Raw genomic sequence first — 25467 nt, forward strand, 5'->3', positions numbered from 1 at the left:
TCGTGACAGTGAAATCTGACCAAGGAACGAGGTCTCGCCGTGCGCGATCATGGTGGGAAGGAGTCGTCGGCAAGATTGATGCTGCGACATCAACGCCGAAGTTTGACTACTACATCCTTGCCGCGATCACAGCGATTCTGGCCGGCGTGGGGCTCTTGATGGTGCTGTCTAGCTCGATGGCATCGTCGCTGGCAGATTCCAACAGTGTGTGGACGGATTTCTTCAAACAAGCCGGGATGGTCGTGGTTGGCCTCGTCGGTCTGTATTTCGCTATCCGAATGTCCCCGGCCACCATTAAGAAAATTTCGCCCTGGGCTATGGGGCTCGCGGTTATTCTGTTGATCTTGGTTCTGATTCCAGGCCTGGGAACTGGTCTCCAGCAGATGGGATCCCAGTCATGGCTCGTCCTGGGGCCCGTCACCATTCAGCCGTCAGAGGTTGCCAAGCTAGCCATTGCGGTCTGGGGTTCTGCAGTTCTGTCCGAGCGGGCGCTCTACGCGCGGTCAATCCGCGAGGTCTTAGGCTTTTTCACCGCGATCGTGGTGCTTGTGATCGTTCTTGTTGCTCTTGAGCGTGACCTCGGCATGGTCGCGTCGGTCATGATCGTTTTCCTCGCTCTGGCTTGGTTTGTGGGTGTGCCCAAGTGGGTCACGACGACGATCATCGCCGGCGGCTTGGGCCTCGCTGTTCTTCTGACCTTGACGGCCGGGTATCGGTCCAACCGCGTCGAAGTGTTCAGAGAAACCCTTTTCGGTAAGTTCCCCAATACACAAGGCACGGCCTACCAGAGCTACCAGGGATTTTTGTCCCTGGGCGACGGTTCTTTCCTGGGGCAGGGACTAGGCCAATCGCGTGCCAAGTGGTTTTACCTGCCCGAGGCGAAGAACGACTTCATCTTCGCCGTTGTCGGTGAAGAAATGGGATTCCTGGGTGCCAGCATCGTCATCCTCCTCTTCGCCCTCTTGGGCTGGGTAGGAATGCGCATCGCGTTAAACCAGGCGGATCCTTTCCTTCGCCTCATGGCTGCGACGGTCACCACAGGCATTGTCATCCAGGCGTTTATCAACATTGGTTACGTGACGGGGCTTCTTCCCGTCACCGGTATTCAGCTGCCGTTGATTTCATCCGGCGGAACGTCGGCCATTATCACATTGGTATCGATGGGGTTGCTTCTTAACTGCGCCCGACATGAGCCTGAGACAGTGTCGTCGATGCAGACCTACGGCCGCCCCGTCGTCGATAAATTACTGGGATTCCCGGAACCGCGTGCGTTTGATCCTTCAACGTTGCGTCGAGGCCCATGGGTTGACGACGACGATCCACGATCGCGGAGTGGCAACGGTTCTCGGAAGGGTGCCGGTGCGCGAGGGAGATCCGGTGGGCGTTCGGGGTCGTCGCGACGAGGTTCGCTCTCAGACAGGCATCACGAGGTTCAAAGGTTCGGAGAGCCGGTGACTCGCCGGAACGGGTCACCCCGCAGTCGACGTAATGAGGTCAATAGGCAGCCAAGCTCGGGATCCGCCAGCCAACGGCGGGAACGGGCCCATGACCGTGCGCCTCGTCGTCGGTCCAGAAACGGTAGTCGGCGTACATATCAATCTGATTACGGTACGACGAATGGTTCCTTTGGACCGTTCGACGACGGGACTCGCCGTTAGTATGAATGAGGCACGTTTTTAAGGCACAAATAAGGCTACGTCGATGATGTAGCGCTATTCCTGAGGTGGGTGTATGAAGAGGTCACAGGATACGGACGGAGAGCTCTCCGTTGTTGTTGCTGGTGGTGGCACTGCCGGTCATATCGAGCCCGCGATGGCAGTTGCCGACGCGGTTCGTCGCAGTGTGCCCTCTGCACGGATCACAGCATTAGGGACGACGAAGGGGCTCGAAGGAACTCTCGTTCCCGAACGTGGTTATGACCTGCGGATGATTGACCCAGTACCAATCCCACGCAAAGTTAATAAAGCACTTTTTTCTGTTCCACACCGTGTCCGTCGGGCGGTCAACCAAGCAAAAGACATTTTGGGCGATGTCAACGCCGATGTTCTTATCGGGTTCGGCGGTTATGTCTCGGCCCCCGCGTATCTCGCGGCCAAATCCCTCCACATCCCATTCTTCGTGCATGAGGCGAACGCGCGAGCCGGTATGGCCAATAAGCTGGGAATTCGCTTAGGGGGACGTGGCTTAGCCGCCGTTGAAGGATCAGGTATTTCCGCGGAGATCGTGGGGATCCCGGTCCGATCAGCGATCAGCTCGCTCGATCGGGCAGGACTTCGTGCCGAGGCGCGTGAGTATTTCGGTTTGGATCCCGATGCGCCAGTGTTGCTGGTCACAGGTGGTTCCCAGGGGGCACGGTCCATCAATAACGCGGTCTCTGGCGCATCACGCGAACTCGGGGAGTCGGGGGTCTCGGTGCTCCATGCCTACGGGAAGAAAAACTCAATAGACGTTGATCACCAGGATGGAACTCCGCCCTATATCGGCGTCCCCTATATCTCGCGGATGGATTTGGCATTGAGCGCCGCAGATATGATTCTCTGCCGGTCCGGCGCAATGACCGTCGCAGAAGTGTCCGCTGTCGGACTCCCGGCCGTGTATGTGCCACTCCCGCATGGCAATGGTGAGCAGGCGTTGAACGCCCAGCCCGTCGTCGACAATTCCGGGGCCATACTCATTAACGACGACGGCCTCACCAGCCAGACCATCGTCGACAAGGTGATTCCCATGATCACGAACCCTGATGTCTTAACGGTGATGGCGGAGCAAACGGCCAAAAGCAGCAACCCCAATGCCGCCGATGACATAGCTCAACGCGTTATTGCAACAGCTCGATGACGTCCATGTAGCTGTTCCCCTAATTACCTGTTCACAGTCAAGGAGCGAAGTAGTGGCACATAACGACGAAACCAGCGGGCAGACGAAGGACGCTGGGCACACCATGCACTTAGAGCGTCATCCCCGACGTGTCAATCCGGCACATGCAATAACCCCCGATGAACTTCGACATGTCCACATGGTGGGCATCGGCGGTGTAGGCATGTCTGGGGTGGCCCGGATCTTGTTAGACCGCGGATATACGGTCACCGGGTCGGACATGAAAGACTCGCTCACCATCCTGGCTTTACGAGCCGCCGGAGCCGTGATTGCCACGGAACATAAGGCGGAGAACCTGGACTTGACGGGCGATACGCCGACATGTGTGGTGACCTCGTTTGCTGCTATTCCCCAGGACAATCCGGAACTGGTGAGCGCTCGTGAACGGGGAATCCCGGTGGTCACGCGGTCCGACGTTTTAGGCGCACTTCTGCTTGACCACGATGCTTTACTCATTGCCGGGACTCACGGAAAAACCTCGACGACGTCGCTGGCAGTGATTGCGCTGCAACAGGCAGGTATGGATCCCAGTTTCGCTGTTGGTGGGCAGCTCTCCACGACCGGGACGAATGCACATCATGGCACGGGCTCAGTGTTCGTCGCTGAAGCAGATGAGTCCGACGCCTCGTTGTTGACCTATTCACCCAATGTTGCGGTGGTGACGAACATTGAGGCGGACCACCTCGATTTTTATGGTTCCGAAGAATCGTATGTTCACGTTTTCGACGAATTTGCGGACCGCGTCGTCGACGGTGGGTATCTGGTGGTCTGTGTGGATGACCCGCACGCTGCGGCACTGGGTGAGCGGATTGTGCAGCAAGGGAACAGAATAAACGTCATTGGTTATGGGACGAGTGATGCGTGTACGCGTCATCCGTCGATCCCGGTGGGTGCGGAAATTACAGAGATCACCCCTAAGCCTGACCGCACGGATGCACTGATCCGGATTTCCCTACCCGCACATGCGTCGGCTGAGAACTCGGGTGGCGAGTCGAATGAGACGGAAACGACCACTCACCGCGTTGAGATGCATATCCCCGGGAAACACATGGTTCTCAATGCTGTCGCTGCAATTGTCTCGTCGGTTCTTGTCGGAGCTGACCGTGAGCGCGCCGTGAGTGGCGTGAACGGCTTCCAGGGCGTGCGCCGTCGGTTCGAATCACATGGGACCATTGCACACGGTTATTACGAGGGAGCGTCGGTTTACGACGATTACGCCCATCACCCGACCGAAGTGCGGGCGGTGTTGACCGCGGCACGGGACAAGATTCAGGCGATGGATTCTGTGGAAGGCCACCAGCGCAGAGTAATTGTCGTCTTCCAACCCCACATGTATTCCCGAACTGAGGAATTCTCTTCGGAATTTGCTGAGGCTTTCTCCCTCGCCGACGAGGCCATCGTGATGGACATTTATGGTGCCCGTGAAAAGCCCATTCCGGGAGTGACGAGTGACCTGATCATCGACCAGATGACCATTCCGGCGCACGCCGCGCACCGAGTCGATGAGGTTCCTCGCATGGTGAGCAGTATCGCTGGGCCTGGCGACATCATTTTGACGATGGGCGCAGGAACCGTGACTATGCTGGCAGATCCAATTGTCGCAGCATTGCATGAACCGGTGCAGTAGGTTACAACGTGACCTGGGTGAGAGGTAAGTAGGAAGAACTAGTGAGAGGCTCACGAAAAGCGTCGCGTAAAAACTCTGGCGCTAAAGGCAGACAGCCGGGGCGCAGTGTACCCATCGACAATTTTGGTTCCCCCGTCGACTCTGACGAAGAGAGGGAGCACTCACGTGTCATCCATTCCGGTGGCCGTAAAGAATCGCAGGGTGAGAGCCGTCGCCGACGTCGCCGCCGGTGGTGGGGAGCAGCTCTCATCATCGTGCTTCTTCTTGTGGTCGGCGCGGTGGTTCTCCGGACCGCTCCCATCCTGACCGTGTCCTCATTTTCCGTCAAAGGTAATGAGCAGACCTCGAAAGAGGACATCATTGCCGCCTCGGGGATCCATGAGGGCCAGAATATGACCCGGATTGATACTCATGCCGCAGCGTCACACGTGGTTGGGCTGCCGTGGGTGACGAAGGCTACGGTGGAGCGCTCCTGGCCACGGACTATCTCAATTTCGGTGAAGGAAACAACCGTCGCGTTCTACGTTGACGATGATGGAGATCATCTTTTCGACGATAACGGGCGAGAGTTCGATGTTTCCCCGCATCCGGACGGGGCATTGAAGCTCGATGGGAACACTTCTCCCGATGAGGAGACTGCACGTGCAGTGGCACACGTCGCCCAGGCTGTTCACGAGCATGCGCCGGGTATCGTCGGCGATATTGACCATATTGATGCCCAGAATGAAAATAATATTTCGTTAGTTTTCAAAGACGAGAAAACGGTGAAATGGGGAACGAGTAATAATGCGTCGTCTAAAGCAGAAGCGACGAAGGCCGTGCTTCAGCGAGAAGGACGTGTATGGGATGTTTCCAACCCGGCTCAGGTCTCAGTCAAGGAATAGTGTGAACCATAACTGCAGGTAAAGCCTAAAGTTGAGGTTTAGACTTGCGACACGCCGAATGGATTAGTCACCACGTGTTTGGTCTGTTCAGAAGCATTATAGAAACGTAAAAAATAAAATTCTTTGCTACGGGCCGCTGCGCCTCTGCAATAAAGGTGGCAACATCCTGTAGTCTTTGCGCAGACCGTACAGTTCGATAGCGACAGATCGTGTAACGAAAGGCGAGCCCTACAACCATGACGACATCGGATAACTACCTCGCCATCATCAAAGTGGTTGGCGTTGGCGGCGGCGGCGTCAACGCTGTCAATCGCATGATTGAAGATGGCCTCAAGGGAGTCGAGTTCATCGCCGTGAACACCGACTCTCAGGCGCTTATGTTCACTGACGCGGACGTCAAGCTTGACATCGGCCGCGAAGCGACCCGTGGCCTGGGGGCTGGCGCCAACCCTGAGGTAGGCCGGAAGTCTGCCGAGGATCATCGTGACCAGATTGAATCCACCCTGCAGGGTGCGGATATGGTCTTCGTCACCGCAGGTGAAGGTGGTGGAACCGGAACGGGTGCCGCCCCGGTGGTCGCGAGCATCGCGAAGAAGCAAGGTGCGTTGACCGTCGGCGTTGTGACCCGTCCGTTTACTTTCGAAGGGCCGCGCCGTACGAAGCAGGCTCTTGAGGGGATCGAAGCTCTGCGCGAAGTGTGTGACACGTTGATTGTCATTCCGAATGACCGCTTGCTTCAGATGGGCGACAAGAACGTCTCCATGATGGAGGCATTCCGCCAGGCTGACGAAGTTCTCCACAATGGTGTCCGAGGCATCACCGACCTGATTACCACCCCGGGTGTCATTAACGTTGATTTTGCTGACGTTCGCTCGGTCATGTCGGATGCTGGTTCGGCCTTGATGGGAATCGGTGCTGCTCGTGGTGAAGGGCGTGCCGCTCAAGCTACCGAACTGGCCATTAGCTCCCCTCTGTTGGAAAACACCATGGAGGGCGCCCACGGTGTCTTGTTGTCCTTCGCAGGCGGCTCGGACATCGGCCTCTTCGAGGTCAACGATGCGGCCAATGTCGTTGCCAACTTGGCCTCTGACGATGCCAACATCATTTTCGGAACGATTATCGACGAAAACCTCGGCGACGAGGTTCGAGTCACCGTGATCGCTACCGGGTTTGACGACAGCACCGAGCAGTCGAGCGGTGCTCATGCTGCTCAGCCGGCGAATTCTCAAACGACACCTGCACCACGGGAATCGAATGCTCGTGACGTGTTCTCCGGCCAGCCGGCGAGTGCGTCATCGTCGGGTTCCGTGGGCGCTCGTGAGCAGATGACGTCCTCCTTCCAGCGCCGTGAGCACAGCTCTGCGGACCGCGGTTTCGGAGCTTCCTCCGGATCGCAACCGATCGGTGGCTCAGGGGAGAGCGGCTCCCGGCAGCCTTATGGACAGTCCGACGGATCCAACGGACGGTCCCAGAGCAGCGGTGGGTCCTACCAGTCTGAGGCGAACCGCGGACTTTTCACCTCTGGTAGCCGGCATAGCTTCTCTGAGGAGCAATCCGATCTGCAGCGTGGTGGGACGCAGCCGCAGCGGGGGAATGACTCCCGTAACGACTATGACGACGACGATGACGATCTGGATCTGCCCTTCTCCTAAAAAGGATCCGGGCCAGCGTGAAGAATCCGGGTCATCGGAAAGAAGTCGTAAAGAAACAGAAGGATGGCGTGACGATTAACAATCCCACTCCAGAACCCCGTCGCGTTCGCAAAGTCATGACTACGCGAGCCGGCGGGGTTTCCCGTGCGCCCTATGAATCATTCAATCTCGGCGATCACGTCGGCGATGACCCAGCTGCCGTCGCCGAGAATCGCGAGCACTTTGCTCGGGTTCTGGGGCTTCCCATGGATCGTGTTCTCTACATGGAACAGATTCATTCCCCGACGGTCACCGTCGTCAATAGTTCGATGACAAGTCCAATCGAAGCAACGGATGCGATGGTCACGACCGAACGTGACTTAGCCTTGGTCGTGCTCACCGCGGACTGTGTGCCGTTGCTCCTTTCTGACGACGTATCCGGCATTGTTGCCGCCGTTCACGCTGGTCGATTGGGTGCGCGCAACGGGATCGTCAAAGCAACGGTGGAAACGATGATCCGCTGTGGGGCCAAGCCGGCACACATGCACGCACTGATGGGCGCGGCCGCGTCGGGAGAGCGGTATGAAGTGCCCGCTGATATGGTCCGTGATGTAGAGCAGCACCTTCCCGGGTCATCGAGCACCACGCAATGGGGAACTCCGAGCCTCGATTTACGACGAGGGCTGGTTCGTCAACTGATGAGCATCGGTGTCACGGCGATTGATGCGGATCCACGGTGCACGATTAGCGAGGACGCAACGTTCTTCTCGTACAGGCGTGATGGCACGACAGGTAGGCAGGCGGCCGCAGTGTGGATGCCGTCGGCGGCGTGGACATAAGATCGAGTCGCTGTCGCTGACAAGCGGGTGCGTGGCTGAACGGCGAAGAGGTCGCTGGCAGGCAAATAATGTGAGTAGCTGGAAAGGAATGGGCTGGTGATGGCTACCTACGAGGAGCGAAAAGCGGAGTTGTCGTCCCGCCTTGACGAGGTATCCCGTCGCATTGCACGCGCAGCTGAGTCAGCAGGGCGGGATCCTAAAGATATCGAGTTGCTGCCGGTCACAAAGTTTCACCCCTACGAGGACCTCCAGGCGTTAGCGGACTGTGGAGTCACCGTGGTGGGTGAAAACCGTGAGCAGGAAGCACGCGATAAAGCCCGCCGGCTCCATGAAGCGGGGGTGGGTCTTCATATCGACATGATCGGCCAGGTGCAGTCGAAGAAAACCAATCACATTGCACGGTGGGCTCACCGGGTTCACACTGTTGATCGCCTCAAAACTGTTCATGGACTTGATAACGGCATGAAGCGCGCTCTAGACGAGGGAGATCGTGTAAGCACACAGCACGAGAACGTCGATCAGCTCCCAGTTTTCCTTCAATGGAGTGCCGACGGTGATCCGTCGCGAGGGGGAGCGAGTGAAGATGATCTCGATTCCCTCGCAGACGCTGTGAATTCGTCGCAGTATCTCACCCTCGAGGGGCTGATGGTGGTGCCACCGCGGGATGATGATTCAGCACAGGTCTTTGCCCGCGCTGCTGAATTATCTGAGGCCATTCGCCAGAAGCACGGTGGTTGCGGGGGTTTGTCGGCCGGGATGTCGGGCGATCTAGAAAGTGCGATTGCGGCCGGATCGACAGTTGTGCGTGTCGGAACAGCTATTCTTGGCTCTAGGCCAGTAACTTTGTGAGCATATCAACGGAGGAAGGACTCTTACTATGGCCGGCTCAATGGATAAAGTAAAAGAATTCTTCGGCCTTCAGCCTGTAGAAGACTATAAACGCGATAGTTATTATGACGATGATTACGAGGACTACGACGATTACGACGATCGCCCCGTAGAGCGTGAGCGCCACGCCGACTCTTATTCCCGCGATTCCTATGGTTATCGGTCGGGGAGTAGCTACGGTGGATCCCGTTATTACTCCTCCTCGACGCCGGAATCCCGGGGGACGACGACAGAGACACCTCGTGAGCCCGAGATTGTGCGGATAACCCTGGCCTCGTTCCGGCAAGCCCGCCAAATCGGGGAAGCGTTCCGCAATGGCGACATCGTCGTTTACGACGTATCCGCGATGGAAAAGTCCCAGGCGCAGCGTGTGGCCGACTTTGCCGCGGGGATTCAGATTGCGCTCGACGCGCGGACCGAGAAACTTACTCCGCGCAAGTTTGCGCTGATTCCGAAAGGCGTCAGGCTGGATGACGAGCAGAAAGAGCAGCTGAAAGAGCCCGACTCTCTCTAAGCCCCGCCCGTCCGGTACGCTGAATCGAAATTATCTGTTAATGCGGTAAAGGACACGTGTGACTGCTCTTTCGCTCACTATCTATACGATCGCGCGGATTTACTCTTTCATCCTGATCGTCAGGATCGTCGTTGAAATGATCGCCAGTTTCTCCCGGTCTTGGCGGCCTCCGCGGTGGTTTGCCTTGGCCGCGGAGCCTTTCTTTGTTGTCACAGATCCGCCGGTCAAAGCTCTGAGAAAACTCATTCCTCCCCTCAACCTTGGGGGCGGCGTGGGCCTGGATTTGTCAGTCCTCGTCCTGTTCTTCGCGCTGGAAGTTATTGCGATGATATTCCGACCGACTGGCGTGTTCGGCTTGTACTAATTCCGCGCGAGAGACCCGCTTTTCGTGAAACTGGCGAAAAAATTGGGACACTTGATACGCTATATGCGCTATAGTGCGGTAGACTAACGACGTTAATCGAATATTTTGGGGTCGCAGTAGATAGCAACGGCTAATCGGTAGTAGCTACAAGCTACTGAGGTTGCCGGGGCTGTTGTGATCAGAACATTTCTCGGCGATGTAACGTGTAAAGCGTTATCAATGAAGTTAAAGTAGATCTCACAACTGCGTTTCCAGAGACAGATAGAAACTCGGGATGGTATCCGAGTCCACCGCGTGCGGTGGACGGCGGTTGGCGTTCCGTATGAAAGTGAAGGGAATTTCCATGCAGCTGACTCCCGCTGATGTGCATAATGTAGCGTTCAGCAAGCCGCCGATCGGCAAGCGTGGCTACAACGAGGATGAGGTTGACCAGTTCCTCGACCTTGTCGAAGACACTCTCAGTGAGCTGCTTGATGAAAACTCTGAACTCAAGAGTGCCGTAGAAAGCAACTCGACAGAGTCTCGTGATGCTGCTTCATCGTCTGCAGCATCGGCACCAAGTGCTGGGTCCTCGGTTGATGAGGGCGCTCTCCGTGCGGAGATTGAGAGCCAGGTCCGCAGTGAACTGGAACAGTCGCTCCGCCGAGACATTGAGCAGAAAGTTCGCCAGAACCTTGAAGCCGAGTACGAAGCACGGTTGGTCGAGGCTCGCAAACAAGCCGAGGCAGATGCTCGCGCTCGCTTCGAGTCTGAGAAGCAAAGCCAGCCGCAACAGCCCGCGCAGGCTGCGTCGTCGGTCCCCGGTACCGACAGCGAGACCGGCGAGGCCACGGCAGAGACTCACATGCAGGCAGCTCGCGTCCTAAGCCTGGCTCAGGAGATGGCGGATCGTCTCACCAACGACGCCCGTCAGGAATCCCAGTCCATGCTGGATGAGGCTCGTACTGCAGCCAACAAGACCATTTCCGACGCTGACGAGTCCTCGAAGCGCACGCTGGCCGATGCAGAGTCCCGTTCCACCAGCCAGCTTAATGACGCTAAGCAGAAGTCGGATTCCATGATCGCCGAGGCTCGCCAGAAGTCCGAGGCCATGGTGGCAGATGCTAAGCAGAAGTCGGAGACGATGATTTCCGACGCCACCGCACAGTCGGAGGCTCAGGTCCGGTCGGCTCAGGAGAAGGCAGATCAGCTGCGTAGCGACGCCGAGCGTAAGCACGCAGAGATCATGACCACCGTGAAGAAGCAGCAGGAAGCTTTGGAGGCTCGTATCGAAGAGCTCCGCACCTTCGAGCGCGAATACCGTACCCGCCTGAAGACCTTCCTCGAATCTCAGCTGGAGGATTTGAACTCACGTGGTTCTGCGGCACCCGCCGGCCAGCTCGAGTCCAATGACTAGGTAATTCCCGTTCTTTCATTGACCCACTGCGGGCTAGTTTCCCGCGGTGGGTTAATTTTTGTCTTATTTGGATTTGCTAGGCTGGTGACAAACAAAGGATGTGGTTATGACTGTATTAGCTCTGCTTCTAGCCGTTGTGGCTTTTGCCTTTCTCGTTCTTGCCCTGGTGTTGGCATCAAAAGCGTGGGCAATAGCCTGCATTGTGGTAGGAGCTATAGGAGTTCTTATCGTCATCATCGATATCATCGTTAAACGGAAAGAGCGCGCTGGGAAGAGCGGTAAATCCGTGAATGGGGAATAACGAACGCGCGTTCCCCGTTGTAATTTTTTAGCATCATCGATAATCCCGTATAGTTTTGTTCGTCCGCTATGATCCGGCTATCTCCGGGGAGCGACTCGGAAGAACAGGTACCAGAACTGCACTGTGGCGGCGATGCCCGTAACAGTGCAAATGTGGTACCCCAGTAGAACCGAGCGGTTCGGCACCGTCACCGTCGTTAATGAGTGGGATTTGGTCCGTGGTAAGGCCATATCCAATCAGGGTGGTACCGCGCGTGAGCGTCCCTGGCCGAGCAATGCTGAGCTCGATGAAGCGCGGTTCGCCTTCCACAGGTACCCGTTCCATCGGCTCTGCTACGTCATTCGTTGTTATGACAGCCTAGATAAGAGGAGCCAGGGTGACCGATAACATGTCGACGTCGGAGACAAAGTCTGATTCTCCCAGGAACCCGGAGGACGCGACTCCTGCGGGTGGCGCATACCCGCGTGTCGATCTCGCAGAAGGATCTACGCGCTTTGCCGATATGGAACCCAAGGTGCTCGATTTTTGGAAGAAAGATCGCACCTTTGAAGAATCAATCAGCCAGCGCGATGGTGCCCCGGAGTATGTGTTCTACGACGGCCCTCCCTTCGCAAATGGTTTGCCCCACTACGGGCACTTGCTCACCGGGTACGTCAAGGACATCATCCCCCGGTATCAGACGATGCGTGGCAAGAAAGTTGCCCGCGTCTTTGGGTGGGACTGCCACGGTCTTCCTGCCGAGCTTGAGGCAGAAAAGCAGCTAGGCATCAAGGACAAAGGTGAAATCGAGTCGATGGGGCTCGAAGCCTTTAATGACTACTGCGCGAAGTCCGTCCTTCGCTACACCGAGGAATGGAAGGCGTACGTCACCCGGCAAGCTCGGTGGGTTGATTTCGAGCATGGCTACAAAACCATGAACCTCGACTTCATGGAGTCTGTGATGTGGGCCTTCAAGACTCTCTACGATAAAGGGCTCATCTATCAGGGGTTCCGCGTCCTTCCGTATTCGTGGGCCGAGCACACTCCACTGTCGAACCAGGAGACTCGCCTCGACGATTCGTACAAGCTGCGTCAAGACCCCACCGTTACGGTGACATTCCCGATCACCGGGGTGAAAGAGGGGACTAGTGCCGACGACAGTCTGGTCGGCGCCTTGGCCCTTGCCTGGACGACGACGCCGTGGACGCTGCCGTCGAACTTGGCGCTGGCTGTTAATCCGAACGTGACTTACGTCGAGGTTGAGGTGGGCAGCACCGGGCTTGACGAGTTCAAAGGTCAACGCGTTCTGCTAGCCGAAGACCTCGTCGGCGCCTACAAGAAAGAACTGGGTAAGGACTATAAGGTCCTCTCGACTCACCCGGGGAGCGATCTCGTCGGCCTGACCTATGAGCCGATCTTCGATTACTTCAAGGATAATCCGAATTCGTTCCAGATCCTCCCGGCGGATTACGTCACGACGGAAGATGGTACGGGTATCGTTCACCAGGCTCCGGCTTTTGGTGAAGACGATATGAACACGACGAACCAGTTTGATATCCCGCTGGTTATCCCCGTGGATGCTGACGGGAAGTTCACATCCGAGGTTCCGGATTATGAAGGCCAATTGGTCTTTGATGCGAATAAGCAAATCATCAAGGACTTAAAGAAGGCCAAGCGTATCGTGCGCCATCAGACGATCGAGCACTCGTATCCTCACTCATGGCGGTCGGGCCAGCCACTGATCTACATGGCATTGCCGTCGTGGTTTGTCTCGGTGACGAAGTTCCGCGACCGCATGGTCGAGCTCAACCACGACAAAGTTGAGTGGCTCCCGGAGCATATTCGCGACGGTCAGTTCGGGAAGTGGCTCGAAGGTGCCCGCGATTGGAACATCTCCCGAAATCGGTACTGGGGATCGCCCATTCCTGTTTGGGTCTCGGATAACCCGGAGTATCCGCGTGTCGACGTCTACGGTTCACTTGACGAACTCGAGCGAGATTTCGGGACACGTCCGGAGTCGCTTCACCGTCCCTACATCGACGAGCTGACTCGCCCCAACCCGGACGATCCGACGGGCAAGTCGACGATGCACCGCGTGCCAGAAGTTCTCGACTGCTGGTTTGAATCGGGATCGATGCCCTTCGCCCAGGTTCATTACCCCTTTGAGAACCAGGAATGGTTTGAAAAGCATGCTCCGGCGGACTTCGTGGTGGAATACTCCGGCCAGACGCGCGGATGGTTCTACACGATGCACGTGTTGGCAACAGCGCTGTTTGATCGGCCAGCGTTCAAACGCGTCGTCGCCCACGGAATTGTCCTGGGTAATGACGGTTTGAAGATGTCCAAATCGAAGGGCAATTATCCGAACGTCAACGAAGTGTTCGACCGCGACGGGTCGGATGCGATGCGCTGGTTCTTGATGTCGTCGCCGATCCTTCGCGGCGGAAACCTGATCGTCACCGAGGAAGGCATCCGTGAGGGCGTGCGCCAGGCGATGCTCCCAATGTGGAACGCGTATTCGTTCCTTGCTCTGTACGCCTCGAAACCGGCGGAGTGGTCGACGTCGTCGACGAATGTTCTGGACCGGTATATCCTCGCCAAATTGCACGACACTATCGACGAAGTCACGAAGGCTTTAGACGATACTGACGTTGCGCGCGCGACGGATGAGGTGCGCTGGTTCTGCGATGCGCTGACCAACTGGTATGTGCGTCGGTCGCGTGATCGTTTCTGGGCTGGAGATACAGTCAAGCCGGAAGCCTTTAATACGCTGTATACGGTGCTGGAAACGTTGACGCGTGTGACTGCGCCACTGTTGCCGATGCTTTCGGAGGTGCTGTGGCGTGCCCTGACTGGTGGGCGTTCGGTACACCTGGCTGATTGGCCGTCGTCTGATGCCATCCCATCGGATCCTGACTTGGTTCAGGCGATGGATGGCGTCCGGTCCGCGTGCTCGGCGGCGTCGTCGTTGCGGAAGGCCCATCACTTGCGTAATCGGTTGCCCTTGTTGTCGGTGACCGTGGCGATGCCTCAGTCGTCGTCCTTGGAGCCGTTTGCGGACATCATTCGCGATGAAGTCAATGTCAAGGACGTTATCTTGACCGACGACGTTAATTCCGTGGGACGCTTTGAAGCTGTTGTCAATGCTCGCGTTGCCGGCCCTCGTCTGGGCAAAGATGTCCAGAAGGCGATTAAGGCAGTGAAGGCGGGTGACTACACCGTTGACGGAGACGTTCTTCGTGCCGACGGTATTGAGCTCAAGCCCGAGGAATTCACGCGTCGTCTCGTTGCAGTGAACCCAGACACGACTGCTGAAATCGAAGGAACTGAGGGCCTGGTTGTCATCGACACCACGATGACGCCGGAACTCGAAGTCGAAGGCTGGGCGGCCGACCGGATTCGTGGAATTCAGGAGGCCCGCAAACAGGCAGGGCTGAACGTCTCTGACCGCATCGCGTTGACGATGTACGTCCCCGACGACAAGGTCGATATGGTGAAGTCCCAGAAGGACACCATCGCCTCTGAAGTGTTGGCGACCTCGGTGGAGATCAAGGCCGCATCGGAGGCTCCGTCTGAGGCCACGGATCTGTCGGATGGTTGCTTTGCCTCGGTGCCGGTCGATCTTCGACGTGACGACTCCAGCGAGTCATAACGGCGACGTGGTATAAGAGCGCTTTACACCGGGCGAGTGGCTTTAGTCTGAAAGGATGACATCTGTAGAGATATGGCGAACACCACACACGACGATGCCAGCCAGCATCGGTGGGTTCTCCATATCGACATGGATGCTTTCTTTGCCTCGTGTGAGCAATTAACCCGGCCGACGCTGCGTGGCCGCCCAGTATTAGTGGGCGGAGTGTCCGGTCGTGGTGTCGTCGCCGGAGCCTCCTATGAAGCCCGCGTGTTCGGTGTGCACTCCGCGATGCCCATGATGCGTGCCCGTCGCTTAGTCGGGTACTCCGGGATCACCGTGAGGCCGCGTTTTCATGTGTATAAAACCGCGTCTCGACGGGTCATGGAGATTCTTCGCGAAGAGGCCGGGCTGATTGAGCAGCTCAGTGTGGACGAAGCCTTCATGGAGCCGGATGAACTCAGTGGTGCCACTCCCGATGAAGTGCGTCAATGGGCCGGACATCTAAGGAAGCGCATCAGGGAGGAAACCGGCCTGCCATCGTCGGTGGGAGCCGGAGCGGGGAAGCAGTTCGCCAAGATAGGGTCGGGTTTGGCCAAGCCCGATGGAACGTTTGTCATTCCGGTGCAGGACCAGCACGCAATTCTCGATCCGCTGCCGGTGCGAAAACTGTGGGGAATCGGTCCGGTAGCCGAAGCTAAATTGGCCGACATTGGGGTGAGGACGATCGAGCAATTTGCTCGTATGTCCAGAACCGATGTGGAAATGACGTTGGGGAAGACGAATGGGCCAGCGCTGTGGTTGCTTGCTCAGGGCCATGATCCTCGCCCTGTTGCGCCGCGGGCGGAAGCGAAGCAAGTGTCGTCGGAATCGACGTTCAGCGACGACGTCACCACCCTGGATGGGGTGGACGAGGGCATACGTGCGGCCTTGACGAAGGCTCACCGTCGTCTCATGAATGATGGCCGTGGGGCCCGCACGGTGACGGTCAAGCTTAAGCGCGCCGATTTCGAGCAGCACACGCGGTCAGAAACACTTCCATTTTCGACGACAGACTGGGATGTGCTGTACCGCGTTGCCAGCCGCCTCGCCGCCGATCCTGCTGTTTTTGGTGCTGTTCGCCTGGTTGGCGTGTCCCTGTCGGGGCTGGAATCTGCTCGCCAGGAAGCATTGTTCCCGGATCTCGATCCGGCACAAGGAGCGGACTATCGAGCCCTTACAGAGGCTGATAGTGACTTCGAAGCAGGAGTTGTCTCAGCCGCGAATACTCCGATGACGTCCGTCGATAGTGACGAACTTGCGAACGCTTCGACGGAAGCGGATGCGGAGAAATCTGAGTTCGATGGCGCTCCGACGGATGCGTCCCACACGGAAATATCTGTGTGGCCTGCGACGATCGATGTTTATCATCCTGAGTACGGCCACGGTTGGGTCCAAGGTTCGGGACATGGCGTGGTGAGTGTTCGGTTCGAAACGCGCACGTCGGGGAAAGGGCCGGTACGAAGTTTTCCAGTCGATACGCCGGAGCTCACTCGTGCAGATCCCATCGATAGCCTTGAGTGGGGCGATTGGCTAGGGCTAGCTGACGGTGAATGATTACACGTCAAATAGCGTCTGCGGATGGACCTCAGCGTCAATGGCCGCAGCAAGGATAATTCGCGCTTGGCCAGCATGAACGCACCCGGCACCGATAACGCCCTGCCGAGAGAGAGTCAGCCCGCCTCCGTCGCCACCGTATAGGGGATTGACGTTTCCTCGCGGGACACGGCTTGCCATCACGACAGGAATTCCTTGTTTCAGCGCGGATGTGATCGCCGTCGCTAAGGCGTCGCCGACATTTCCCGCGCCCATGCCTTCGATAACGAGTCCTTCGGTGCCGGCGTCGATAGCCGCGGTCAACAGGGTGGCGTCGGCTCCAGGGTATGCCGGGATGATGTCGACGCGATGCCCTGCGAATGTGACCTTGGGCAACGGGCGCGGCCGCGGTGGTTCATCGGGTGCGTTGGTCGCAAAAGCAAGCGGATCGGAGGTGTGCCATTTCACCGCTCCACGTGCGGGAATGACTGCATGTCCGAAGACGATGAGCACTCCAATGTCGCGAGCAGAATTATCTGTTGCGATGACAATTGACTCGAATAAGTTCCCGGGACCGTCAGCCTCGGGGTGGTCGGCAGGCCGTTGCGCACCAGTGAAAATGACGGGACGGGAATCATTGTGGACAATGTCTGCCGCAATAGCTGATTCCTCCATCGAGTCGGTTCCGTGCGTGACGACGACACCGGTGACCTCAGGGTCGCTGAGTGCCTCTTTAATCGCCGCGTTGATGGTGTCGTAATCATCGAATGTGATTGAGGAGCTGTCGAGCTGGGCTATATCGCGCGCTTCAACGATGACGTTGCCCTCAAAGCGTTCAACCACCGGGTCGACGAGTTCCTGTGTCGACAACGTCGGCACCAGTGCCCCGGAGGAGTCGTGTGTACAGGAAATTGTGCCCCCGGTGCCGAGGACAACGATGCGCGGGGGCGTGGCAGAGGTTTGACCGGGAGTCTCCTGTTGTGACGCGGTCACGTCGTCGGGTGTGTTCGCTGAAACTGGCATGATGGGTAACCTACTTCCACGTCATCGCGCGCTGATTCTTCTGAACGATCGACGTCCCGCCCGCCGTTGAGTTTTTCTCGGGTGCGGGCGACTTGTCGTCAGACTGTCCGCTGGTGTCGCCGGCATAGGTCGTGATCGTCGTGGTGTCGATGGAGCCCTTGACCGGAATCGGTTTTGTCAGGTCAACAGTGACTGTGCCAACGTGGGTGCTGGTTGACGAGTCCTTGACATCCAGCGAGCCCTTCGTACCGGAGGGCACATCAGGTGCTTCCGAGAGAGAGAGGGACGTGGTGCTAGGGCGTTGTTGAACGCTGGCGTCGAGTTCGACGGTATTGCCGTCATGCTTCTTCAGGGTGTAGGTAATCGTTTTCACTGCAGGTGAAGGGTCGTTTACTTTAATCCGGACATCCCATTGAGCCCCGATGCCCACCGGATCAGTGGGGAACACGACGGGGGTAGAGAGGTATTGCGTGAGCGCGCGTTCAATGGAGGCACGCGCAGTTTCTGTCGCCTTCTCAGGGGCAGTGAAAGTTGCTTCAGATTTAATGCCGGTGGGGGAATTATTCGTTTTCAGCGTGAACCCTTGGGCGGTCGCAATATCGGAATTGAGCTTGTCGTTAGACCCAGTCGGTTTTCCGAGTGTGATGGTGTCGCGTTTCGCGGTGTAGGGCAGCGTCATTGTCGTGGACGCCACGTCCGGCACCTTGTCGGCATTGGTTTCCTGCCCGAACCCTTGTGTCACGTCCATCGTTCCGTGCTGGTCAGAGTCACTGAGGTTATATGTGAGCTTCGACTGCGGTTGTTCCCCCGGGTTTGTCACAGTGACGACGGTTGCCTCCAGGTTCACGGTGGCGGAATTCTGTTTTTTAGCGTCGTTACTATCTGAGCCACAACCTGTCGCGAATAAGAGGAGTACGGCACTTCCAGCGGCAGCGATTCGACGGAGCATGACATTCACGCCGTCAATTTTACCGACGACCCTGGACATGGCGTAGCGGCATGGGGTGATAGGGCGACACTCCGTTACTATGGTCTGCGTGAATCGATGGATTGTCCTGGGCATCGTGACGGCGGTGGCGATTGTTGATCAACTGGTGAAATCGCTCCTTGTGGCGGTTCTTACACCCGGACACGCGTATACGATCATTCCGGGTTTTCGTCTGTACCTCATCCGTAATTCGGGGGCAGCCTTTAGTATGGGCAGCAGTGCAACGATCGTGTTCACCGTGATCCAGGTCCTCGCCGTCATTGCCGTGCTGGTGTGGGCCCCACGCATGAAGGCGAGGTGGGAAACTCTAGCCTTCGGACTGATTGGTGGCGGTGCGCTGGGTAATCTTCTGGATCGCCTGTTTCGGAGTCCCGGTTTCGGTGTCGGGCACGTGGTGGACTTCATTTCGGTGGGTCGTTTCGCAATTTTCAATCTGGCAGATTCGGCGATCACCATTGGTGTGGTGCTTTATATTGCTGGGGTTCTCTTCGGTGGTAGACAGAGAGAAGCGCAATAATAGGTAGGTGAGTGAAATAATGCGTGATTCTCGGCGCATGCCTGTTCCCGTGGGGCTTGACGGTCTCCGCGTCGATTCGGGCTTGTCAAAACTGCTCGGCCTATCTCGCACGGTTGTTGCCGATCTCGCATCATCGGGAGACATTCTTATCGACGGCGTTCCGGCGTCGAAGTCCGATCGCTTGACGACGGATTCGTGGTTGGATGTCACTCTGCCGGAGTCGCGATCGATCGCAGATGAGCCTGCTCGTGAGGTTGAGGGCATGGACATTCTGTACAGCGATAGCGACGTCATCGTCGTTGATAAGCCGGTGGGGGTGGCTGCTCATCCGACGATGGGGTGGGATGGCCCCACTGTGACCTCAGGACTGCGTGCCGCTGGATTTCGCGTGTCGACGTCGGGGCCGCCGGAGAGGCAAGGCATTGTCCAGCGCCTTGATGTAGGTACGTCCGGGGTGATGATCGTTGCGGCGTCGGAGCGAGCGTATTCGCTGCTCAAGCAGGCTTTTCGGGATCGCACCGTCGATAAGACGTACCATGCCCTGGTCCAAGGACATCCGGATCCGACGGTGGGCACGATTGATGCGCCTATCGCTCGGCATCCTGGTGCAGGGTGGAAGTTCGCTGTCCGTTCGGATGGCAAACGAGCGGTGACGCATTATTCGACCATGGAGGCTTTTCGGGAAGCGACGTTGGTGTCGGTTCATCTCGAAACGGGGCGGACGCATCAGATCCGCGTCCACTTTTCTGCGCTGCATCACCCGTGTTGCGGTGACCCGATGTATGGGTCTGATCCGAAGTTGACGGAGCATTTGGGCCTGTCACGGCAGTGGCTCCATGCGGTTTCGCTAGGTTTTACCCATCCTGATGGCCATTACATGGTGGTGGAATCCCCGTATCCTGCGGATTTGGATCACGCTTTAACCACGCTCCGGCGTGATAACGGGATGCTTGATGGATAGCCACAACCGTCATAGCTATGGCTCACGCAGTCACAACCGGCACAGCCGTGGATCCACATCGCGACGTTCTGGATCGGCGTCATGGGTTCCAGGTGCAGGGCGTTCGTCGTCGCGTTCCTCCGTGAAGGCCAATGAGTCGTCATCGTCTAGTGCTTCTCCATCTACGCAGCCGTCATCCTCGTCGTCTCAATCCGCCTCGTCTCCTTCGACGGCTCCTACGTCGAATGTTTCTTCGTCTCCTTCGTCGACCGCTTTTTCCTCGTCGACAAGCCGTATTAACTGGGGAGCTCAACGCCCCGGTTCCGTTGCTAAAGAGCCGTTATCTGAAGTCTCAGGCCAGCGTCGGGATCAGACGTCGGAGGTCAGCTCTGCAAAGGCTGCTGGTGAGCGCAGCATGGGATGGAATATTGCTGCCCTAGTGGCAGTCGGCCTGTTGGTGACCGTTTTTATCATTATGATGGTCCGTCCGGATACGACTTCATCGACCATGGCGATCAATGGCGACACGCTTGGCCCCGAGGATGAAACGATGTCGCAGTATCAACAGCGTTCGGATGCGACGCTGCAGTCTGAGACCGCTGAGAGTGGCAAAGCGAATAATGGTTCGGATAGTACGGGACACCAGAAGTCGTCCGGTCGGGGAGCGAAAGATAGCAAACACTGGGCATTAGTGACCTTTAATCCGCCTACGACGCCCGCCAGAGCAGCGGAAGCCTTGGAAGGCAGCAACGTCAGAGTGGGGTCGGTGTTGGTAGGGCCGGGGGTGGTTTCCGGGATTCCCAATCCGACTCCCGGGTATCCGCTGGAGAAACTATTTTCTGACCAGGTGCAGTGGGCCAATGAGCTCGAAGACACGTCAAACGACGACGAGCTCCCCGGTGTCATTGTGTATGGGACATTGGATCAGCTCCGGGCTATCCGCAAGAAGACGTTTGCTGTGGAAGCGCTGCCTTCCGATGCCGTGTGGGGACGGATCGGAGTAAGGAATCCTGCTATCGCGGGCCTTGAGGATATCCCGGGTTCGTCTCAAGATTCGGCGACATCCCAGGATGATGTGAACCCCATTACTCTTCCTTCACCCACTGGTGATCGTCGTCTGTAAAGAGTCTTAGGTCTCCGCTACCATCATTCACGTGTTATGGGCCTGGGCATGTTACGTGTTGTGGGGACTGTTCCCTGCGTTCTTTCCTCTTCTCAAACCGGCGTCGCCTCTGGAAATCTTGGCGCACCGATTTGTATGGACCCTCGTTTTCATGCTCGCCATTGTGCTGTTCAGCGGACAGTTCAAGAAACTACTAAGGATTCCTTGGCGAGTGTGGGCGACGGTGTTTGCCGCCGCGGTACTCATCGCAGTGAACTGGGGAACCTACATTGTGGCGGTCAATTCGGACCACGTCGCCGATGCCGCGCTGGGCTACTTCATTAACCCGCTAGTCAGCGTTCTTCTTGGGGTATTTTTCTTGGCGGAACGGCTCCGTCCGTTGCAGTGGCTATCCGTCGGAATTGCCGTGGTAGCAGTAGCTGTTCTCACCGTGGACCTGGGACATCCTCCCGTTATCTCCTTGGCCCTCGCGTTCAGTTTTGGCTTCTATGGCTTGCTGAAAAAACGAGTTCCTCTGACCCCAATGATTTCTCTGACGTGTGAAACGTTGTGTATCGCGCCAGTTGCGATCGTGTATTTGCTCGTTTTGGGCCAGCAACACGACGGAACATTCACCTCAGAGGGAGTCGGCCACACCTTATTGCTGATGACAGCCGGGATCGTCACCGCCGTGCCCTTGCTGCTCTTTGGGTACGCGGCCCAGCAGATTTCACTAACATCCTTGGGAATGCTGCAGTATCTCACTCCCGTTTTGCAGATGCTGTGGGCCGTTTTCGTGACACAGGAATCGTTCAGCCTTGGCCGGTGGCTCGGGTTCATCATTATTTGGATTAGCGTTGGATTCTTCGTCACAGACTTGGCGTTGATGTCACGCAAACGGGCACATCGCGTGCGTGCCGCGTCGTCGTAATTTTCGCGGGAAGGGGCCTTCGGGTGAAGGCCTCCCATTTAAAAGGCGAAACCTTCACCGCGATACGTCGTCCATGTATCGACGACTTCTCCACCGGATACCACTAGAACCGAGTTCGTCCATTCCATCGCCTCTCCGGCTTTGGCATGACGGAGCCAGACCTTGTCGCCAATGGCCAAGCCATCGCTGGCGGGGCCGATCAGTGCAGTTTGGACTTCTCCGGCACCCTCTCGCGGAGCGAATTCCAGTTCTGCGGGGAAGTCGATGACAGGGAGTTTGTCGTGGCTAGGGGTTCCCGACGCGACACGCCCTCCGCCAGCCACGACGATGATTCCTTTGCCGGGCCGTCGGATAACGGGTAATACGAACCAGCAGGCCGGGTGGGGTTGGAAACTGCGAAAATGATCGAGTAGGCCAGGGCCGATGAGTCCAGAACCAGCGGCAATTTCCGTCACAGCGCTTTCGGTTCCCGTCGACTCCAATGATCCGGTGCCGCCACCGTTGACGAACTCTAACTGATCGAGGCCCGCGGACATTAGGGCGAAATCGACGCCGTTGACAATTTCTTGTCGTCGGCTCGCAATTTCACCGCGGGACAGCGACTGCATAATTCGTCGCATCGTCGGCCGGACACCAGTTCCCGCGTCGCCTTCGTCGGAAATCTGACTCTCGAAGGCAAGGATGCCGACGACCTTCATGTTCTTTCGTCCCCAGATTTCTTTGACGAAGGATTGCGCGTCGCGGATTCCATGGATGGGGGAGCGGAGTGCTCCGATTCGGAGCGAAAAGTCCTTGTCAATGGGCTGCGTTGTCCACAGTTTTGTCGCTTCTCCCGAAGACAGCCCGGGAATGTACATGCCACGCCCAATCACGAGGGCAGCATCGACATCTAGACAGATGCGGAGTTCATGGCGATTCTCGGGATCGGTCACCGAATCGAGAAAATTGAGGTGCTCGGGCGAATCCGCAGTGAGTGTGATGGCGCGTGCGAGTTGTTCGTCATTAGCAATCTCGTGCAAGGCATCTTTATCCGTGGAAGGGGAACCCACGAGTACGTCATCTGTTACCCCGTCTTTCACGAGCCAAATGGCTTCCTGGAGAGAATAGGCCTGTACACCCGAAAACCCCGGTTGAGCGAGGGCTTCCTTGATCGCGTTCTTCATCCTGAGAGACTTACTGCTCACACGTATCGGTGTGCCATTGGATCGCGTCACCATGTCTTTGGCATTGGCACGGAAAGCATCCAAATCCAGCACCGTGAGCGGAGCACTGTACCGTGCAACGGCCTCGCGCACCTTTTGAGGAACGCCATAGTTATGGTGATAGACACTGCTTTGTGGAGCACTGGGGCGTAAACCATCTTTCATCGTCTCGACGATGACTCCGCCGCTTTTCCTCGCGCGCTCCGTGGCATCGTCTGCTGCAGAGAAGGCAGAGTTTAACCGACGCTTTGCTGCAGTGAACGCGTTGGACAATCGCGTTGATGCTTCACTGTTCGATTGCGACGGGGACGGTGTTGATTTCGGGGAGTTCATGACGCCCTGCTTTCGTTCGGGTTGCTTTCACGGGTCGATGGTGTACATGTGTGCTCTACCGTCGGGAGCCTCTCGCAGACCGTGCGTTGGAAAGACACTCACGGCGCAGTGACGACTCTGTGACGGAAACTGTGAAGTGATAGCAGTCACATTAACGGTTCTTGGAGTAGAGCGTGCGGTTTTTCTCGAAAAGACGGCAAATGCTCCAGAGAGAAGACCTATCGACGAGGGTGACGTCGCCACAAAAATGCCCTGACCTGGACACTCGACCACGCTAGAAATGCCCCCTATGATCGCGAACATGGCCAATTCTTCCTTTGTTCACCTGCATAACCACACCGAGTATTCAATGCTCGACGGAATGGCCAAGGTTGACCTGCTGGTGGATGAAGTAAAACGGCAGAACATGCCGGCAGTCGGAATGACCGACCACGGCAACATGTTCGGATCCGACGCTTTCTACCGCGCCATGACGGCGAACGACATCAAGCCCATTATTGGCGTCGAGTGCTATATGGCCCCCGATTCCCGCTTCAATAAAAAGCGCGTTCGGTGGGGTGAAGCCCACCAGAAGCGTGACGACGTGTCAGCCTCGGGCGCCTACCTGCACCAAACGATGATCGCGGAGAATGCCACCGGACTGAAAAACCTCTTTTACCTGTCCTCCATGGCGTCCTATGAGGGGCAGCTTGGTAAATGGCCTCGCATGGATGCCGAGCTGATCGCAGAGCATTCCGAAGGGATCATTGCCACGACGGCGTGCCCGTCGGGTGAAGTCCAAACCCGCCTCCGGCTCGGGCAGTTCGACGAAGCCCTCAAAGCGGCCGCCAAATGGCAGGACATTTACGGGAAAGACAATTATTTCCTCGAGCTCATGGACCACGGCATCGAGATCGAGCAGCGGGTCCGTAATGAGCTATTAGAAATTGGCCGAAAGCTCAACATCCCTCCGCTGGTGACGAACGATTGCCACTATGTCACCAAGGATCAGGCCCGGTCACACGAAGTGATGCTCTGTGTGCAAACAGGTTCGACGATGAACGAACCCACCTTGGACCAAGGCGGTAACCGCTTTGCCTTCAACGGTGATGGCTACTACCTGAAATCGGCCCGGGAGATGCGAGATACGTGGGACGACATGGTTCCTGGCGGGTGTGATAACACCCTGCTTATCGCCGAGCGCGTCGGGGATTACAGCGAAATTTGGGAGCCCCACACCCACGACCGGATGCCGAAATACGACGTCCCAGAGGGCTACACGCCGACGTCGTGGCTCACCCACGAAGTGGAACAAGGTCTGAAAAAGCGCTTCGAGGGCCAGCCTGTTCCGCAGGAGTACACCGATCGGGCCAAGTACGAAATCGGCGTCATCGATTTCAAGGGCTACCCCAGCTACTTCCTCGTCGTGGCCGATCTGATCAAGCACGCGCGCCGGGTTGGTATTCGCGTGGGGCCCGGCCGTGGTTCAGCCGCAGGGTCCCTGGTTGCGTACGCGTTGACTATTACGAATATCGATCCGCTCCAGCACGGATTGCTGTTCGAGCGATTTCTTAACCCTGAGCGCCCGTCGGCACCTGATATCGATATCGACTTCGACGATCGCCGCCGCGGTGAGATGATCCGCTACGCCGCAGATAACTGGGGTGAGGACAAGGTCGCCCAGGTTATTACCTTCGGCACGGTGAAGACGAAGCAGGCGTTGAAGGACTCTGCTCGCGCGCACTTCGGGCAACCGGGTTTCCAAATGGCGGAGCGGATCACGAAGGCTCTGCCGGCGCCGATCATGGCGAAGGACATTCCTTTGTCCGGCATCGTCGATCCGGAGCATCCTCGCTACAGTGAGGCCGCTGAGGTCCGCCAGCTCATCGAAACTGATCCCGATGTGAAGAAGATTTTCGACACGGCTCGGGGGCTTGAAGGCGTCGTCC

20 protein-coding genes and 1 pseudogene are annotated in these 25467 nt (G+C 57.2%); 18 read left to right on the plus strand and 3 right to left on the minus strand.

Annotation, left to right across the window (positions count from 1 at the left end; genetic code table 11):
* The first annotated feature begins 2 nt into the window (after window positions 1–2).
* The 13 genes and pseudogenes from Q3981_RS00305 to Q3981_RS00365 all read left to right on the plus strand — a co-directional run bounded on the left by Q3981_RS00305 (window position 3) and on the right by Q3981_RS00365 (window position 16524).
* The gene (locus tag Q3981_RS00305; protein WP_303122744.1) at window positions 3–1658 is read left to right on the plus strand and encodes a putative peptidoglycan glycosyltransferase FtsW; all 1656 of its coding nucleotides are present in this window, start codon (window positions 3–5) and stop codon (window positions 1656–1658) included.
* A 73-nt stretch (window positions 1659–1731) separates the two neighbouring features.
* Window positions 1732–2835 carry an undecaprenyldiphospho-muramoylpentapeptide beta-N-acetylglucosaminyltransferase gene (murG, locus tag Q3981_RS00310; protein WP_303122746.1) on the plus strand — a complete coding sequence of 368 codons (1104 nt, stop codon included), beginning with the start codon at window positions 1732–1734 and terminating at the stop codon, window positions 2833–2835.
* Window positions 2836–3013: 178 nt separating this feature from the next.
* Window positions 3014–4501 carry a UDP-N-acetylmuramate--L-alanine ligase gene (gene murC / locus Q3981_RS00315; RefSeq protein WP_303122837.1) on the plus strand — a complete coding sequence of 496 codons (1488 nt, stop codon included), beginning with the start codon at window positions 3014–3016 and terminating at the stop codon, window positions 4499–4501.
* A gap of 41 nt (window positions 4502–4542) precedes the next feature.
* Window positions 4543–5385 carry a cell division protein FtsQ/DivIB gene (locus Q3981_RS00320; RefSeq protein WP_303122747.1) on the plus strand — a complete coding sequence of 281 codons (843 nt, stop codon included), beginning with the start codon at window positions 4543–4545 and terminating at the stop codon, window positions 5383–5385.
* A 236-nt stretch (window positions 5386–5621) separates the two neighbouring features.
* Window positions 5622–6641, plus strand: a pseudogene (gene ftsZ, locus Q3981_RS00325) (cell division protein FtsZ); the annotation flags it as partial.
* Window positions 6642–7153: 512 nt separating this feature from the next.
* Entirely contained in the window at window positions 7154–7855 is a 702-nt protein-coding gene (pgeF, locus tag Q3981_RS00330) for a peptidoglycan editing factor PgeF (protein WP_303122839.1), read from the plus strand.
* 99 nt (window positions 7856–7954) lie between these two features.
* Window positions 7955–8704: a YggS family pyridoxal phosphate-dependent enzyme gene (locus tag Q3981_RS00335; RefSeq protein WP_303122749.1), complete on the plus strand. Its 750-nt coding sequence runs from the start codon at window positions 7955–7957 to the stop codon at window positions 8702–8704.
* Window positions 8705–8732: 28 nt separating this feature from the next.
* A complete protein-coding gene (locus tag Q3981_RS00340) occupies window positions 8733–9257 on the plus strand; it encodes a cell division protein SepF (RefSeq protein WP_303122750.1) in 525 nt (174 codons plus the stop codon).
* 58 nt (window positions 9258–9315) lie between these two features.
* Window positions 9316–9621: a YggT family protein gene (locus Q3981_RS00345; protein ID WP_046202993.1), complete on the plus strand. Its 306-nt coding sequence runs from the start codon at window positions 9316–9318 to the stop codon at window positions 9619–9621.
* Window positions 9622–9964: 343 nt separating this feature from the next.
* Window positions 9965–11017, plus strand: a complete 1053-nt coding sequence (locus Q3981_RS00350) for a DivIVA domain-containing protein (protein ID WP_041629229.1) — start codon at window positions 9965–9967, stop codon at window positions 11015–11017.
* Between the two features lie 106 nt (window positions 11018–11123).
* Window positions 11124–11318, plus strand: coding sequence for a hypothetical protein (locus Q3981_RS00355; protein WP_012731401.1), 195 nt, complete (start codon window positions 11124–11126; stop codon window positions 11316–11318).
* Window positions 11319–11706: 388 nt separating this feature from the next.
* Window positions 11707–14949 (plus strand): isoleucine--tRNA ligase, encoded by a 3243-nt coding sequence (gene ileS / locus Q3981_RS00360; RefSeq protein ID WP_303122843.1) that lies wholly within the window; start codon window positions 11707–11709, stop codon window positions 14947–14949.
* A 72-nt stretch (window positions 14950–15021) separates the two neighbouring features.
* Window positions 15022–16524 carry a DNA polymerase IV gene (locus tag Q3981_RS00365; protein WP_303122754.1) on the plus strand — a complete coding sequence of 501 codons (1503 nt, stop codon included), beginning with the start codon at window positions 15022–15024 and terminating at the stop codon, window positions 16522–16524.
* Here Q3981_RS00365 and Q3981_RS00370 read toward each other — a convergent pair whose 3' ends face one another.
* Together Q3981_RS00370 and Q3981_RS00375 are read right to left on the minus strand one after the other, a co-directional pair.
* Entirely contained in the window at window positions 16525–17526 is a 1002-nt protein-coding gene (locus Q3981_RS00370; protein WP_303122756.1) for an asparaginase, read from the minus strand.
* 10 nt (window positions 17527–17536) lie between these two features.
* Entirely contained in the window at window positions 17537–18475 is a 939-nt protein-coding gene (locus tag Q3981_RS00375; protein ID WP_303122845.1) for a DUF6263 family protein, read from the minus strand.
* A gap of 79 nt (window positions 18476–18554) precedes the next feature.
* On the opposite strand from Q3981_RS00375, the gene lspA reads away from it, so the two are divergent.
* The 4 genes from lspA to rarD all read left to right on the plus strand — a co-directional run bounded on the left by lspA (window position 18555) and on the right by rarD (window position 22004).
* Window positions 18555–19031 (plus strand): signal peptidase II, encoded by a 477-nt coding sequence (gene lspA, locus Q3981_RS00380; RefSeq protein WP_204088335.1) that lies wholly within the window; start codon window positions 18555–18557, stop codon window positions 19029–19031.
* Window positions 19032–19050: 19 nt separating this feature from the next.
* Window positions 19051–19992, plus strand: a complete 942-nt coding sequence (locus tag Q3981_RS00385; RefSeq protein ID WP_012731408.1) for an RluA family pseudouridine synthase — start codon at window positions 19051–19053, stop codon at window positions 19990–19992.
* 121 nt (window positions 19993–20113) lie between these two features.
* Window positions 20114–21094, plus strand: coding sequence for a hypothetical protein (locus Q3981_RS00390; protein WP_303122760.1), 981 nt, complete (start codon window positions 20114–20116; stop codon window positions 21092–21094).
* Between the two features lie 31 nt (window positions 21095–21125).
* Window positions 21126–22004 (plus strand): EamA family transporter RarD, encoded by an 879-nt coding sequence (gene rarD / locus Q3981_RS00395; protein WP_303122761.1) that lies wholly within the window; start codon window positions 21126–21128, stop codon window positions 22002–22004.
* A gap of 38 nt (window positions 22005–22042) precedes the next feature.
* On the opposite strand, the gene Q3981_RS00400 is transcribed toward rarD, so the two are convergent.
* On the minus strand, window positions 22043–23539 hold the full coding sequence (locus Q3981_RS00400) for an alanine racemase (RefSeq protein ID WP_303122763.1): 1497 nt from the start codon (window positions 23537–23539) through the stop codon (window positions 22043–22045).
* 301 nt (window positions 23540–23840) lie between these two features.
* Here Q3981_RS00400 and dnaE point away from each other — a divergent pair.
* Window positions 23841–25467: DNA polymerase III subunit alpha (gene dnaE, locus Q3981_RS00405; protein ID WP_303122764.1), on the plus strand; the 1627-nt coding region annotated here is incomplete at its 3' end.

It is taken from the genome of Corynebacterium sp. (genome assembly GCF_030530965.1).
Taxonomy (GTDB): Bacteria; Actinomycetota; Actinomycetes; order Mycobacteriales; family Mycobacteriaceae; genus Corynebacterium.